This window comes from Colwellia sp., assembly GCF_013215345.1.
GTDB lineage: Bacteria > Pseudomonadota > Gammaproteobacteria > Enterobacterales > Alteromonadaceae > Colwellia.
Genome location: NZ_JABSOV010000040.1, coordinates 18,514 through 33,272 on the forward strand (window position 1 = coordinate 18,514; position 14,759 = coordinate 33,272).

Annotated in this window: 14 protein-coding genes and 1 pseudogene; 6 read left to right on the top strand and 9 right to left on the bottom strand. The window is 39.2% G+C overall.

The window, feature by feature from the left end:
* Positions 1 to 15: 15 nt before the first annotated feature.
* Positions 16 to 729, bottom strand: coding sequence for a fatty acid metabolism transcriptional regulator FadR (fadR, locus tag HRT50_RS08200; protein ID WP_291613265.1), 714 nt, complete (start codon positions 727 to 729; stop codon positions 16 to 18).
* A 411-nt stretch (positions 730 to 1,140) separates the two neighbouring features.
* Between fadR and nhaD the strand changes: the two genes are divergently transcribed.
* Positions 1,141 to 2,541 carry a sodium:proton antiporter NhaD gene (gene nhaD / locus HRT50_RS08205; protein WP_291613267.1) on the top strand — a complete coding sequence of 467 codons (1,401 nt, stop codon included), beginning with the start codon at positions 1,141 to 1,143 and terminating at the stop codon, positions 2,539 to 2,541.
* A 127-nt stretch (positions 2,542 to 2,668) separates the two neighbouring features.
* Complete coding sequence (dsbB, locus tag HRT50_RS08210; protein WP_291613269.1) at positions 2,669 to 3,187, top strand: disulfide bond formation protein DsbB; 519 nt, start codon at positions 2,669 to 2,671, stop codon at positions 3,185 to 3,187.
* Between the two features lie 348 nt (positions 3,188 to 3,535).
* On the opposite strand, the gene HRT50_RS08215 is transcribed toward dsbB, so the two are convergent.
* The 8 genes from HRT50_RS08215 to HRT50_RS08250 form a co-directional block, all read right to left on the bottom strand.
* Positions 3,536 to 4,399: a DMT family transporter gene (locus tag HRT50_RS08215; RefSeq protein ID WP_291613298.1), complete on the bottom strand. Its 864-nt coding sequence runs from the start codon at positions 4,397 to 4,399 to the stop codon at positions 3,536 to 3,538.
* Positions 4,400 to 4,456: 57 nt separating this feature from the next.
* Positions 4,457 to 4,978: a YcgN family cysteine cluster protein gene (locus HRT50_RS08220; RefSeq protein ID WP_291613271.1), complete on the bottom strand. Its 522-nt coding sequence runs from the start codon at positions 4,976 to 4,978 to the stop codon at positions 4,457 to 4,459.
* Positions 4,979 to 5,029: 51 nt separating this feature from the next.
* The gene (locus HRT50_RS08225) at positions 5,030 to 6,073 is read right to left on the bottom strand and encodes a lytic transglycosylase domain-containing protein (RefSeq protein WP_291613273.1); all 1,044 of its coding nucleotides are present in this window, start codon (positions 6,071 to 6,073) and stop codon (positions 5,030 to 5,032) included.
* On the bottom strand, positions 6,073 to 6,366 hold the full coding sequence (locus tag HRT50_RS08230; protein WP_291613275.1) for a YcgL domain-containing protein: 294 nt from the start codon (positions 6,364 to 6,366) through the stop codon (positions 6,073 to 6,075). The genes HRT50_RS08225 and HRT50_RS08230 overlap by 1 nt, the downstream gene beginning before the upstream one ends.
* A gap of 151 nt (positions 6,367 to 6,517) precedes the next feature.
* The gene (gene rnd, locus HRT50_RS08235; RefSeq protein WP_291613277.1) at positions 6,518 to 7,657 is read right to left on the bottom strand and encodes a ribonuclease D; all 1,140 of its coding nucleotides are present in this window, start codon (positions 7,655 to 7,657) and stop codon (positions 6,518 to 6,520) included.
* A gap of 20 nt (positions 7,658 to 7,677) precedes the next feature.
* A complete protein-coding gene (gene rluB, locus HRT50_RS08240) occupies positions 7,678 to 8,742 on the bottom strand; it encodes a 23S rRNA pseudouridine(2605) synthase RluB (RefSeq protein ID WP_291613284.1) in 1,065 nt (354 codons plus the stop codon).
* 110 nt (positions 8,743 to 8,852) lie between these two features.
* On the bottom strand, positions 8,853 to 9,473 hold the full coding sequence (locus HRT50_RS08245; RefSeq protein ID WP_291613287.1) for an L-threonylcarbamoyladenylate synthase: 621 nt from the start codon (positions 9,471 to 9,473) through the stop codon (positions 8,853 to 8,855).
* Between the two features lie 165 nt (positions 9,474 to 9,638).
* The gene (locus tag HRT50_RS08250; protein WP_291613289.1) at positions 9,639 to 10,544 is read right to left on the bottom strand and encodes a PHP domain-containing protein; all 906 of its coding nucleotides are present in this window, start codon (positions 10,542 to 10,544) and stop codon (positions 9,639 to 9,641) included.
* Positions 10,545 to 10,970: 426 nt separating this feature from the next.
* On the opposite strand from HRT50_RS08250, the gene HRT50_RS08255 reads away from it, so the two are divergent.
* From HRT50_RS08255 to HRT50_RS08270, 4 genes and pseudogenes are all read left to right on the top strand, one after another.
* A complete protein-coding gene (locus HRT50_RS08255; protein WP_291613291.1) occupies positions 10,971 to 12,656 on the top strand; it encodes an anthranilate synthase component 1 in 1,686 nt (561 codons plus the stop codon).
* Entirely contained in the window at positions 12,649 to 13,278 is a 630-nt protein-coding gene (locus HRT50_RS08260; RefSeq protein WP_291613294.1) for an aminodeoxychorismate/anthranilate synthase component II, read from the top strand. Before HRT50_RS08255 ends, HRT50_RS08260 begins: the two co-directional genes overlap by 8 nt.
* Position 13,279: 1 nt before the next feature.
* Positions 13,280 to 14,449 carry an anthranilate phosphoribosyltransferase gene (gene trpD / locus HRT50_RS08265; protein WP_291613296.1) on the top strand — a complete coding sequence of 390 codons (1,170 nt, stop codon included), beginning with the start codon at positions 13,280 to 13,282 and terminating at the stop codon, positions 14,447 to 14,449.
* A gap of 1 nt (position 14,450) precedes the next feature.
* A pseudogene (locus HRT50_RS08270) lies at positions 14,451 to 14,759 on the top strand (bifunctional indole-3-glycerol phosphate synthase/phosphoribosylanthranilate isomerase); the annotation flags it as partial.

The window sequence follows — 14,759 nt, forward strand, 5'->3', positions numbered from 1 at the left end:
CAAATCTATCAGATATTAATCATTAGATAATTCTTTTAATACGTCATCCTTAAGATCTGCCCACAATTTTCCTGATTCAATACCATACTTACGTACAGCCAAAATTGCTTCATCGAATTGATTAGCTTTGGCAAGTTCTATTAACGATTGATAATAAGCCCTAGAGATCTCCCTGCCTTTAGGGTGAGCAAAATACAAACTACCAATACGTGAATATAAGCCTCTAAAACCATTAAGAATTAATAAATAAATAGAGTTATCTGACGCTACAACTAATGCTTTATTTAATTCATAATCAAATTGTGCAAAGGCTTCACCGGTATCTTCTACATCTAAATAACCTTGCAGGCATTCAATGGCTTTCTCTGGGTTATTTTTTAATGCCCCTCGAATATAAATAGCACTGATATTGGTACGCGCTGATAATAAGTTGTCAACTAAATCAGGAATACCTTCTTGATCTAATTGTGCCAACGTTTCGAGGATATTTAAACTAGAGGTTTCCCAAAAATTATTTACTTTAGTCGGCTTACCATGTCGAATGGTTAACCAACCGTCACGCGCTAAACGCTGTAATACTTCTCTAAGGGTAGTTCGCGTCACCCCGATAAGTTCAGAGAGTTCACGTTCAGCGGGCAATATAGAACCTGGAGGAAAACCACCATTCCAAATAGATTCAACGATATATTGTTCCGCAAATCCTGCTGGGCTTTTAGCTTTTATGACCATTTGACTATAGTTACCTGATAATATGAATAAGAATAAATTTAACAACTGATTGTACCAGAAGTGTATTTATGCACAAGAGCGCTGCAATTACCAACCTCTGCTCACTACTACTGCACATAAACTTTATATGGCCTGACGTTAGTCATAACGTTGTTATGCAGTTTACCTCAATGGGCTATTTTAAACAGTCAGGGCTTAAATTAATTTGAATCTGAAAGACAAGTGGCAATAATCAGATAAAACGGATAACTTAGCATAACCTTGTTATAAGTCAAAAGGATAACTAATATCAATATAATCAATTAATTTCAAAGGCTTTATTGTGTCATTTTGTTATAAATTTGTTAGTATTGGGACCTAATAACAATCGCTAAAATAACATACAATTTTACATTCCATTTAGAGAATAACATGAAACAACTTTTATACGTTTTACTGGCGTTATCAGCGGTGCTCTTTCCAAGCATGGCTTTTGCTTCTGAGGCAGCGCACCAAAGTATTGATTTAACGAGTCATTGGATTGGCTACACTGCTATAGCAATTTTTGTTCTAGCTTATACACTGGTTATTTTAGAAGAGCAGTTGCACCTAAGAAAATCAAAACCGGTACTGCTTGCTGCTGGCCTTATTTGGATATTAATCGCAGCTTATTATAACTCTCAAGGTATGCCACACGCTGCTGAAGTAGCCATTCGTCATAACTTCTTAGAATATGCCGAGTTATTCTTCTTTTTATTAGTAGCTATGACTTACATTAATGCCATGTTAGAACGTGATGTTTTTAATGCCCTGCGCGACTGGCTAGTACAAAAAGGCTTTAGCTATAAAGCACTATTCTGGCTAACAGGTATTTTAGCTTTCTTTATTTCACCTATTGCAGATAACTTAACCACAGCATTGATTATGTGTGCGGTAGTATTAGCTGTTGGTAAAGATGAACCTAAATTTGTTGCCATGAGCTGTGTCAACATTGTCGTTGGCGCAAATGCTGGTGGCGCATTTAGCCCATTTGGTGACATTACTACTTTAATGGTCTGGCAAAAAGGTATTCTTGAGTTTACTGAATTTTTCGCGTTATTCTTACCATCTGTAGTTAACTTTGTTATTCCTGCCTTTATTATGCAGTTCTTTATACCCACAGGTAAGCCAAATGCTATTTCAGGCGAAATGACGCAGATCAAAAAAGGTGGCTTAACTATAGTCGGCTTGTTTATTTTGACCATAATAACTGCTGTATCTTTCCATAACTTCTTACACTTACCACCGGTATTTGGCATGATGTTAGGTTTAGCTTACTTGAAGTTCTTTGGATACTACATCCGTAAATCAGGTCAAGGTGAAATCGACAAATCAGATGCACCTACCAGCCATCATATTGAAGATGATTTTGATATCTTCGACAAAATTGCCAAAGCCGAATGGGATACACTATTCTTCTTCTACGGCGTTATATTAGCTGTCGGTGGATTAGGTTTTATTGGTTATCTTGGTATGGTTTCAGAGTTTATGTATGGCGAGTTAGGGCCAACAACTGCCAATATTATAGTGGGTGTATTATCTGCCATTGTTGATAACATCCCAGTCATGTTTGCGGTATTAACCATGAATCCTGAGATGTCGGATACCCAATGGTTATTAGTTACTTTAACCGCGGGTGTTGGTGGGAGTTTATTATCTGTTGGCTCTGCTGCAGGTGTTGCTCTAATGGGACAAGCACGTGGCTATTATACTTTCTTCAGTCATTTAAAGTGGATGCCAGTAATTGCTCTGGGCTACGCTGCTAGTATTTATGTGCACTTATTGATTAACTAATAACTGCTTACATAAATAAAGTAAATTTATCCTGAAGAAATAAGCAATCGACAATTTCTTCATGGTACCCTTAAAAAGCTTCTAAATTGTAGAAGCTTTTTTTATTGAATTTTTTAAAGGATATTTTGTGGACTACCTTAGCAACCTTACCACCAACCAAAGGCCATGGTTACTTCTTGCCGTTTCTGCATTAGGCCTTGAATGTACCGCCTTATTTTTTCAATATGCTATGGATTTAAAACCTTGCATCATGTGCGTTTATCAACGCCTAGCTATTCTAGCCATATTAGCTGCAGGCATTATTGGTACAGTGGGTCATCAAAATATATTTGCCAGATCGATGGCTTATTTATCTTTGGGCGTAGGCGCAATCTGGGGACTAATCATTGCGTTAGAACACGTAGAGATGCAAGCGAATAGCGGCTCACTGTTTTTTAGTTGTGAGTTCATCCCTAACTTCCCTGTTTGGGCTCCTTTACATGAATGGATACCCTTTTTGTTTGAAGCGACAGGCGATTGCGGTGAGATAAGTTGGCAGTTTTTAGGCTTCAGTATGCCCCAGTGGATGGTTGTAGTTTATGCACTTTATAGCATAGCCTTCTCTGTAGTGCTTGTTAACCGTCTAGTTTGTGCGAAAAAGCCATAAGCACTCGCAACAAGCAAGCTAACTGAATAATAGGGACAATACCCTCGTATTAAGAGTGTGTTGTCCTTGCCTCTTACCGAGTATGTTAATGACTAAGGATATATACTTGATATGGCAGAAAGACGTTGATGAGATCAATTGAATTGCACTGAATTGAATTTTCAAGTGATGTCTTTTTTTAGTCTGCTGATAAAGCTGTACGAGAAGCATTTAAAGATAATGTTTACTCAGCCAGTATGAGTAATAAAACGCTCAAAATGATGCTCTGAGCATAAGTTTTATGCCGTGATAATCCTCACAATATCTCTAAGTCTGGTTTTCTATTATCAAACTATTAATAATACTGAATTATCGCCTGCCCCTGCTCACTGACCATGTTTCAAAAATAGCTGCACTGACCACCATTAAACCGCCGATCATAGTTAAAATATTAGGACGTTCATGTAAAAGCATAAAGGCGAGTATGCTACCGTATAACGGCTGCAAGCAAGAGATCAAGCCAGCAGTAGTTGCTGACAAATGTCGTAAACTTGAGGCAAATAGAGCGTGCGGAGTGGCCGTAAATACAACACCTACCAATAACAATAGTAACCAATCTCTTTGAGTTACTTGCCCTGGTGGTATCTCAATAAAAAGGCACAGCATCAAACAAGCAACTAAGGTTTGATACAACATGGTATGCGGCCCAGAATAATGGGAAAAGTAATTTTTATGTAAGATATTTCGTAATGCAAAAAATACCGCTGAAAACACTCCAGTAACAATACCTAAGGTAATTTGATTACCAAAATTTATTTCAGGTATTAATAACACAATGCCAATAATAACGACTAAAGCCGTCAGCATATCTTTTGCTTTGGGCGCACTTTTATTAAATAGCGGTTCAATAAAAATGGTAATTACCGGATAGGTAAAAAAGGCAATAATACCGACAGTTACCCCTGCCATTTGCATGGCAGCAAAGTAAGTAACCCAATGTATGCCAACGACAACACCGAGTAATATAGCAATGCCATAATCTTTCTTACTAGCTAAGGTGATTTTTTTCTTTTGCAAGGTTAGCAAGGTAAAAAGTGCTAAAGCTGCTATGCCAGTCCGATAAACCGTTATATCAAGTGCTGGTAGGCCGATAAGTTTAGAAAAAATCGCGGTCCCCCCAAAAAGAAAAACCGCGATATGTAAATAGAGCAAACTTTGTTGCTCTACATTCACCATTGCAGGGCTTTGAGGAGTGATTTTCATTTTAGAAACACAGGACGTTAGTATTGCTTAATCGAGATCATTTAATGGCCAGATGACAATATGATCTTCAAACTTATCAAGACTGACTTCATTATCTTTAACTATTTTTCCTCGTACCGACATTCCCGCTTTATGCATTGCGGATTTTTTACCTTTATGCAGTAAAGGGTGCCATGACGGCATACCGCGTCCTTCTTGCAAACGGCGATAGGTACAACTTGGCGGCATAAAAAATACCGCATCAATATTTTCTTGTGTTAAGCGCACACAATCAGGTACTAACGTGGTGCGCTGATCATATTTAGAGCACTGACAAGATTTATCATTGAGCAGGTGACAAGCAATATTAGAATAAAATATCTGCTCACCTTCTTTAATATGATCGGTCGGCAAAAGTTCCGAATCTTCATCGGTATGCTCGTCATCAATAAATTTATTCAAGCAACATTTAGCACAGCCATCGCATAATGACTCCCATTCTGGGCGAGTCATTTCTGCTAAGGTTTTGGTTTGCCAAAAAGGCTGTTCTGGTGTTTTTTTATCGATCATTTACTACTACTTTTTTACTCATTAACTTTAAAATTGATTTTACGACTTGCTTCACTTGATAGGTGGAAACTTTATCCGGTCAGATAAATGGCCAACCGAACTGACGAAATAATAGGATAAATTCCAGTGCATTAAACTCTTATAGTTGTCATATGCTAGATATACACGACCATTTTCATCATCTGGAAACACTAACGCGGCTTTAATATCAACATTGGGCAAATTAGTACCGTCTGCACGTCTCACGCCAAGTGCTTGCCATTGAGCGAGTGTTCTTTCTGTTTCAGACCAAGCTTTTAGCCAGTTTTTTCGACTACCGGTATTTTTTGGAATAGCTAAGCTATTGTCAAAGCCTTTTGGTAACTTAACTTGGCGACCCCATGTCAACTCATCACTCCAGCCTTCTTTTTGTAAGTAATTTGCCATAGATGAAAAAACATCGGCTTGGTTGTTCCAAATGTCCTTTTTACCATCTCCATCACCATCAACAGCGTAGCCTAAAAAAGACGTTGGCATAAACTGATTTTGTCCCATAGCACCTGCCCATGAACCTTTCATATCTTCAATGCTAATATGACCTTCATCTAGGATGGTAAGCGCAGCCATCAATTGCTTTTTAAAGAAGACTTCACGTCTGCCTTCATAGGCTAAGGTTGATAACGCTGAGATGACATTGTAGCCACCGGTAAACTTACCAAAGTTAGTTTCAAGGCCCCATAAAGCAACAATAAAGCGTGGCTGCACCTGATACTTTTCACCTACTTTATTTAATAGCACCTGGTGTTCTTTGTATAAAGCTCGAGCTTTCTCTACCTTCCACTTTGGCACACGTTTTGGTAGATAGGTATCTAGTGTTTCAATATTTTCAGGTTGGCTTCTATCCGCTTTAACCGCGCGTTTATGAAACTCTACTTTAGCAAAACTTTCATCAATGAGTGTTTGGCTAAATCCTTGCGCTAATGCATCAGCTTTAAGGGTTATCACATACTCAGCAAAACCTGCTTCTGTTAACTCAGCTTTAGCCGCCATTGATTGGTTGATCATAGCGAGTATTATGACCGCTGATAAGCCAAGTGCTTTTAATAGAAACTTCATTACAGCTCTCCCTGCTCTTTTTTAGCTTCCATCTCCGCTTTATGTGTTTTTAATAAGTCTTCTTGAGGTGGTGGTAACTGTAGATAAAAACCTGCTTCATCTAGGTTTGCTTTCACTTTTTCTAAATCAGCCATTGCTAACTTATTTTTGGTCGCTAGGTTAACGAGAGTAACTAACTGTGGCGTACCAAAAGTCTTCATCAAGCCATCGGGAACGGATGAGAAGTCATCGCGGGTCTTAACAAAAATGTAAGTTTGGGCTTTTCGGGCACTTTTATAAATAGCACATAGCATAATGGAGACCTATAGATTACTGAGAAAGTTGTATTGATGATTAAATATATCATGAGCCAAGGGTGAACCCCATAGTCACTCGATGAAATAATGTTAACAAAGATGTAAATTTAGAAGGTTTTTTTAATAAAAAACTAAGCTTATTAACCCTTTACTTATAACCTTGCTTGGCAAATGTTATTAGGTCTTCACCAAATAATTCATCACGCCAACTTGATAATAACTCAACTTTATTGGTACTACTGCCTTTACCATTAAGGTCAAATTGCCAAGTTAAAAACTGATTTATTTGCTTTTTTGAAGCAATATTTTCGATGGCTAAGCCATTACGTTCACTTACCTGTACTAAGAAAACTTTTACTTTTTTAAAGATTTGTTTGTAAGCTGGATAATCATCAAGGCGATTAATTTTTTCAGGGTAGTCACTTGCTTCAGCATTATCAGCTTTGGCCAATACCGCCAGCATAGCTTTACCTTTGTGGCGAATATCAAGTGCCTCTGCCCCTTCAAGATTTAACATAGCGCTAAGACTTGTAGGATTACTTTGCGCTAATGCCATTAAAGTATGATCTTTAGCTATAAAACCAATAGGCAAGTCACGTTTCTGTGCTTGTTGAAAACGCCAAGTTGCTAGGTGCTTTAACAAATTTAATTGCTTAGGGCTTAAACGCCAACTCATTTTAATATTTAGATACATTTTACTTTCATCCACTGGCGTGAACTTTTTATCAATCATATTTTGTGTTTCTAGTCTTGCATAGTCTAAGAAACCCGCCTGAGTTAACTCGGCTAATAATTTTGGGTAAAGATAAAACAAGTGATCAACATCGGCGCTGGCATAGGCCAATTGTTTTTCCGTTAAAGGCCTTTTAGTCCAGTCAGTACGTGACTCGGACTTGTCTAACTCAATATCGGTATAGTGCTTTACCATGGCAGCATAGCCCAAAGATAAGCCATGGCCAAGAAATGACATCATGATTTGACTATCAATTAAATTAACCGGTTGGCAATTTCCTGCCGTCAAGAAGACCTCTAAATCTTCTGAACAGGCATGCAACACTTTGGTGATATTGGCATTAGTGAGTAATTGCCAAAAAGGAGATAAATCCTCAATGGCAAGGGGGTCAATAAGTGCAAGTTGCTCGCCATCACAAACCTGAAGTAAACCAAGTTTTGCATATAGCGTACGGGTACGAACAAACTCTGTATCTATGGCTAACACTTTAGCCTTAGCGAGTTGCTCACATAAATTGTTTAAGCTGACTTGGTCTTCAATTAATTGATAGTGCATAATTATTACTTCTACTACGGCTACTTGTGACGACGACGAGTGCTTTGCTGATGGCGTTGCTGATGCTTTTTAACCGAGCGACGAATTCGACGACTCTTAGCATTATCCATGGTTTTTTCATCGACTTTAACTTTACTTTCCACTTCAGGGGTCAAGCTAACTAATTTACGATAATAGTTAACTTCTTTTAACGCTAACTCTCGCCATCCGCCAAGCGGTAATTGGCGCTGCATTTCCATATCACCGTAGCGTACTCGGATCAGACGGCTTACCTGCACTTCTTGGCTTTCCCATAAACGACGTACTTCTCGGTTACGCCCTTCTGATAACACCACATGGAACCAATGATTTCGGCCTTCACCACCGCGGTAAGTGATTTTTTGAAAGCGTGCTGGACCATCTTCTAACTCAACGCCAGCACGTAATCTTTGTAACATCGCTTCATTGATTTCACCAAAAACACGCACAGCGTATTCACGCTCTATTTTTTGTGAGGGGTGCATTAATCGGTTGGCTAATTCACCATCAGTGGTAAATAACAACATGCCTGAGGTGTTAATATCTAAACGGCCAACAGCAACCCAACGGCCAGCGTCAAGTTTAGGAAGACGATCAAATACGGTAGGACGGCCCTCGGGGTCTTTACGAGTACACATCTCCCCTTCTGGCTTATTATAAATAAGTATGCGACAGATATCTTCATCTGGGGCAGTGAGTTTAACGTGATGGCCATCCAGTCGAATTTGTTCCGTACCGATAATTCTATCACCTAAAAAGGCAACTTTACCGTCAATGCTGACCCGACCTTCACTGATCATGGTTTCCATTTCACGGCGAGAGCCTTTACCTGCTCGTGCTAGTACTTTTTGCACTTTTTCTGAATCTTTATGAGTCGCTGTTTGAAAGTGTACTTTCTCTACCTTTTCAGGCTCTTTCTTAGCTTTACCTTTTTTGGCCACGCCTTTTTTAACCGCACCTGATTTTGGTAGGCCTTTTTTAACTGCACCTTTTTTCTCGGTGCCGCGAGTGCCATATTTTTTATCAATTGCTGCGTCTTTACGTGCTTTTTTCTTATCAACCGTCATTATTTTTACTCTGTTACGTCAGTAGCAGCTCCCTGGAAGCTTACTTCTGGCTCATTGTTCAGGTTCAATACCCATTAAACTGCAATATTCATTGGCACGTTAAATTTGGGCTATTGAAATGGAGAAGGGTCGCCCTCTCCTACGCGTATTATCTCAATACTGTCATTAGAAAAATCAATTACTGTGGTTGGGTGCTCCCCTAAATGACCACCGTTAACGATAAGGTCAACTTGATGTTCTAATAAATCTCGAATGTGTTCAGGATCATACTCAGCCATTTCTTGGCCAGGCATAATCAAACTGGTGGACATTATAGGCTCTGCAAGTTCAGTCAACAAGGCTTGTGCGATAGTATTATCCGGGACTCTGATGCCTATTGTTTTCTTTTTAGGGTTTAACAATCGCTTAGGGACTTCTTTACTGCCTTTAAAAATAAAAGTGTATGGACCTGGGGTGTTATTTTTTAGCAACCTAAAGGCGCTATTATCTACTCGGGTGTATTCTGATAGTTGTGATAAATCTTGGCACACTAAAGTAAAGTTATGATTTTTATCTATATCTCGAATTTGACAGATACGCTCTAAGGCTTTTTTATCACCTAAATGACAACCTAAGGCATAACCTGAGTCGGTAGGATAAACAATGACGCCGCCTTGTTTGATAATTTCTGCCGCTTGTTTCATTAAGCGACCCTGAGGGTTATCTGGGTGTACATAAAAAAACTGACTCATGGGAAATCCCTATACTTTTAATAATTTGTTTTTGATTTATTATCTAATGCTAAGTGTTTAGTGCTTGCTGCCTGTGCTAATTGTAAGCCGAAACCTTGCGTGGTATCTGGCTTGAATATTTACTTTGCCTACGAGTACTAACGTTCTTTATTGCTACTTTTACTTTTATTGCCATTGTGCCCAAACAGGCTTGGCGCCAACAGGCATAGTCAGATTCCGGCCTAAATCGCTCCACTTGTTGGGGTAGTGGAAATCGGATCCCATCGAGGCATATAAGTTATACTCTTGACAATAAGCCAGCATTTTTCGCCTTTGCTCTGGATTCATCTGTGGCAAGACCACTTCTAAGCCATCACCAGCAACTTCACTAAAGTGAACAATTAAACGCCGTAGCCATTTAGCAGTAAGGTCATATCGAATAGGATGAGCCATCACGGCACTGCCACCTGCATGATGTATTGCTTGCACCGCTTCTTCAATGCTACACCAATTAGGTTTTACATAAGCACGTTGCCCTTTTGAGCCTTTCTTGCCGATGTATTTATCAAACGCTTGTTGCATGGTATTAACATGCCCCTGCTGATGAAGTACTTTAGCAAAGTGCGCCCGTGTTATAGAGCCCTCACCTGCCATCTCTTTGGCATCTGCATAAACATCTGGAAAGCCACATTTAGCCAATTTCTCACCCATTGATAAGGCACGCTGCTCTCTTGCTTGCTGCTGCTTCTCGATGAGTGTTTTTAGTGCGTCATTGTTTGTATCAATATTTAAACCAACAATATGGATTTCAAATCCCTGCCATGCTGTAGATATTTCAATGCCATTAATCAATTTAAGTGAAATATTTTGCTCTTCAATATGCTTTTGAGCTATATCAAGACCAGCGACAGTGTCATGGTCTGTGATAGCTAAAACATCAATTTGAAAGTTAACCGCTCTATCTATCAAGGTTTGCGGTGATAAGGTACCATCAGAGCAATTAGTATGGCTATGTAAGTCGATACGTTTATGAGCAAAACCTTCGGTTTCTACTATCTGATGAGGGAAATCAGTGGTTGACAGTAACGCCATAATAAGGTCTTCTATAAGGGTAATCTTAGTATTAAGATAAGTTTACTGATAAGCAGTAAACAATGATACTTTTTCCTTTCTTAATAAAAAATTAAATAAGCTTAAAGTAGATAAGATACGGCAAGTAAAGGTACTTATAAGATGAACACAGCAAAATCTAACTTTTCATTAATTTGGTGGTGGCATAACTCGACATAATTGGGTTGTGATAATTGCGTGTATCTTAAAAAAGATTAAACAAATTTCAAAAAAACCCGCTTTTATTAGCGGGTTTTTACGTTAAAACGTTCGAGATTTACTGTATAAAATAAAGTTAACAAAGGATTTTAAAATGAATAGAACAAAAACATGGTTTATTTGGTGGCTGTTGCCCATTTACGCAGGTTGACAATTTTTCTTTAAATAAACCCTATAGAAGTATTCAATATGACTAAAATTTTACCCCATAATATAAAAGGTGAAGTGATCACCTTACAAGATAGTAGCCACTATCAAAATGATCCGTTAAGTGTTTACCAATTATTATGTCACCAACAACAGCATAATATCTTATTAGAATCTGCCGAGATTGATAAAAAGCACTTATTAAAAAGCTTACTCTTAACTGATGCCGCTGTAAAAATTGTCTGTAATGGCAACGTCGTCACTTTTTCAGCATTATCTTTAAATGGTGCAGCAGCTATTAACTTCGCTGCGGCTCAATTAAAAGAGCACGCCCAAATAAGCTTCACTGAAGATGGCAAATCATTTCAAGCAACATTTCGTGACGTTGCTAGCGACCTTGATGAAAAGTCTCGTTTAAGCGCAATAAACTCCTTGCACAGTTTACGAATATTCAATCAACTCACCGATGATAACAGTCACCCCTTTGCCGTATTTCTTGGTGGAGTTTTTGCTTTTGACCTAATGGCAATAGCTGAAGAGTTACCCGAGGTTGCTAATGGTGATAATACTTGCCCAGATTTTGTTTATTACTTAGCCGAAACCTTAGTTATCATTGACCATGAATTACAGAGCACTGAAATTATAGGTAATATTTTTACTTATGACGATTCTGAACAAACTAAACAAAGTCAATTGGCAATATCTAACCGTGTAGCTCAGATCAAAGAAGTACTGTCGACTCCAGTAGATGCCAAACAAGTTTCACAATTCAGTCCGTCCTTTAATGACATTAATGACAAACAAATATTTAATGAAGATCTGCAAGTCGACATTAGTGACGAACGCTATTGTCAGATAGTTGAACAATTAAAAGAAAACATCAGAGCGGGTGATATTTTTCAAGTGGTACCTTCACGTACTTTTACCCTACCTTGTTTTGATGCCCTTGCTGCATATAAAGCACTAAAATTAAGTAACCCAAGTCCCTATATGTTTTATTTAAAAGATAGTGACTTTTGTATTTTTGGGGCTTCGCCAGAATCTGCATTAAAGTATCAAGCCAGCAATCGTCATGTTGAGATTTATCCGATAGCAGGAACTCGCCCGCGCGGTTTTGATAAACACGGCAACATTTCCTTAGACTTAGACAGCCGTATTGAGCTAGAGCTCAGGCAAGATAAAAAAGAGTCGGCAGAACATATTATGCTGGTTGATTTAGCGCGTAATGATATTGCCAGAGTTTCGCAACCGGGTAGCCGTTACGTTGCCGAGTTACTGAAAGTTGATCGCTACTCCCATGTAATGCACCTAGTTTCCCGAGTATGCGGTACTTTACAAACCGACTTAGATGCTTTGCACGCCTATCAGGCTTGTATGAATATGGGCACACTTTCAGGCGCACCCAAAGTAAAAGCTACTTCACTTATTCGAGAAGTAGAAGGTAAAAGGCGTGGCAGTTATGGCGGCGCGGTTGGTTACCTAACTGGCACAGGTGAAATGGATACTTGTATTGTTATACGCTCGGCCTTTGTAAAAGATAATATTGCCCAAGTACAAGCTGGCGCTGGTGTTGTTTATGACTCAGACCCGATAAGCGAAGCCAATGAAACCAAGCAAAAAGCTCAAGCGGTTCTTAATGCGATTGAAAAGAGCAATGCCTTTTTCACTGTAAATACTAATGGCAACACTAAAACTAAGGCTTCGGCGAAGGAGCAAGCACATGACTAAATTATTTATGCTCGATAACTTAGACTCTTTTACCTATAACTTGGTTGATGAATTTCAATGTTTAGGTTTTGAGCCGAGTGTCTATCGAAATACCCTCAGTGCTGATTTTATTTTTGAAAAAATGCTTGAACACACCCAGAAAACTGCAGAGCCGGTATTATTGGTGTTATCTCCAGGTCCTGGCGAGCCACAAAAGGCAGGCTGTTTGATGGCACTTATTAAAAAGTGTGCTGGCCGTATTCCAATGATGGGAATTTGTTTGGGTCATCAGGCGCTAATAGAACACTATGGCGGCCGTGTCGACCGAGCCGAAGAAATTGTCCACGGGAAAGCATCCAATATTACCCATAGTGCTAGTGGCCCTTTTCAGGGTATTAAAAATCCTTTACCCGTTGCGCGTTATCACTCATTGATAGGTAAAGATATTCCACAATCGTTAGATGTTATCGCTGAATATAACGGTATGTGCATGGCCATAAGCCGTGAAGAAGATGCTGTTTTAGCGTTTCAATTTCATCCAGAATCAATATTAACGACATTTGGTGCCACCTTGTTAGCGCAGAGTATTCAATATTTACTTAACTTAGCGCCATCACTCAATAACAAAGTTACTGGAGCATAAAATGACTAATTCACAAAATACTGGTTCCAAAGGTACTGACACAACAGATATCAACTCGTCAAATATCAGCACACCTGACATCAACAAAGTTTTACCGATATTAGTCGATGGCAATGACTTAAACCAAACACAAAGTCATGATTTTTTTCAGCAAGTATTGCAAGGTAATGTAGAGCCCACTTTTATGGCAAGTGTCTTAACGGCGCTGAAAATAAAAGGTGAAACACCTGAAGAAATAGCTGGAGCTGCAATCGCTATTCGCGCTGCTGCCACTTCATTTCCTAAGCGAGACAGTGAAGAAAGTAATGTCGCCGACTGCGTTGGCACTGGCGGCGATGGTGCTAATACTATTAACATTTCTACCACGGCGGCGATTTTAGCTGCGGCTTGCGGTTTAAAAATGGCTAAGCATGGTAACCGAAGTGTTTCCAGCATGTCTGGCTCTGCTGATTTACTCGAAGCATTTGGCGTAAATTTGGCCATGTCGCCTGAAACAGCAAATCATTGTTTAGCACAAACAAACCTATGTTTTTTGTACGCACCTGCCTATCACTCTGGTTTCAAGCATGCAGGCCCCGTGAGAAAATCTATGGGTATTCGCACTATATTTAATATCTTAGGACCGCTAGTCAATCCCGCTCATCCAAACATTATGTTACTTGGCGTTTATACCCCCGAGTTATTAATGCCCATGGCACAAGCGCTACAACTTACCGGTGTGCAACGTGCTTTTGTTGTACATGGTAGTGGACTAGATGAAATTGCTTTGCATGGGAATACTCAAGTTATTGAAATTACCCAGGGTGAATTGATTGAACGTACTTTTACGCCGCAAGACTTTGGTTTAAACAATTACGCCCTTGCAGAGATTGAAGGTGGTACTCCACAAGAAAATGCCGATATCATTAAAGCTATTTTATCGGGTCAAGGACAGGATGCCCACAATGCCGCGGTAATCATAAACTGTGCAGCTTTATTGTTTTTACATAATAAAGCTGACTCACTCAAGGAAGCTGCGCAACTTGCCGGTGAAGTACTTGCATCAGGTAAAGGCTTAGCAACCTTATCAAGCTTGGTTAAGTTGTCTAATCGTGAGCCTAATCAAGAACCTAACAAAAAGTCGAATCAAGAAATATCATCCAACGCCACTGACCAAAAGGCTGAAAAATAGCATGACTACTAGTATTAATATTTCAGCAGAGAAAAATATCTTAGAACAAATCGTTGATGATAAACGTATTGAAATTTCGGCCCTAAAGATAAGTAAGCCTTTAGCCAGTTTTATTGATGAATTGGTGCCTACGACCAAAGATATGTACGCGGCATTAACAAGAACTGAGGATAAACCCCATGCGGGCTTTATCCTTGAGTGCAAAAAAGCCTCACCGTCTAAAGGACTTATCCGTCCAGACTTTGATGTAAAAGCCATTTGCCAAATTTATGATAAATATGCAGCAGCAATATCAGTATTAACCGATGAG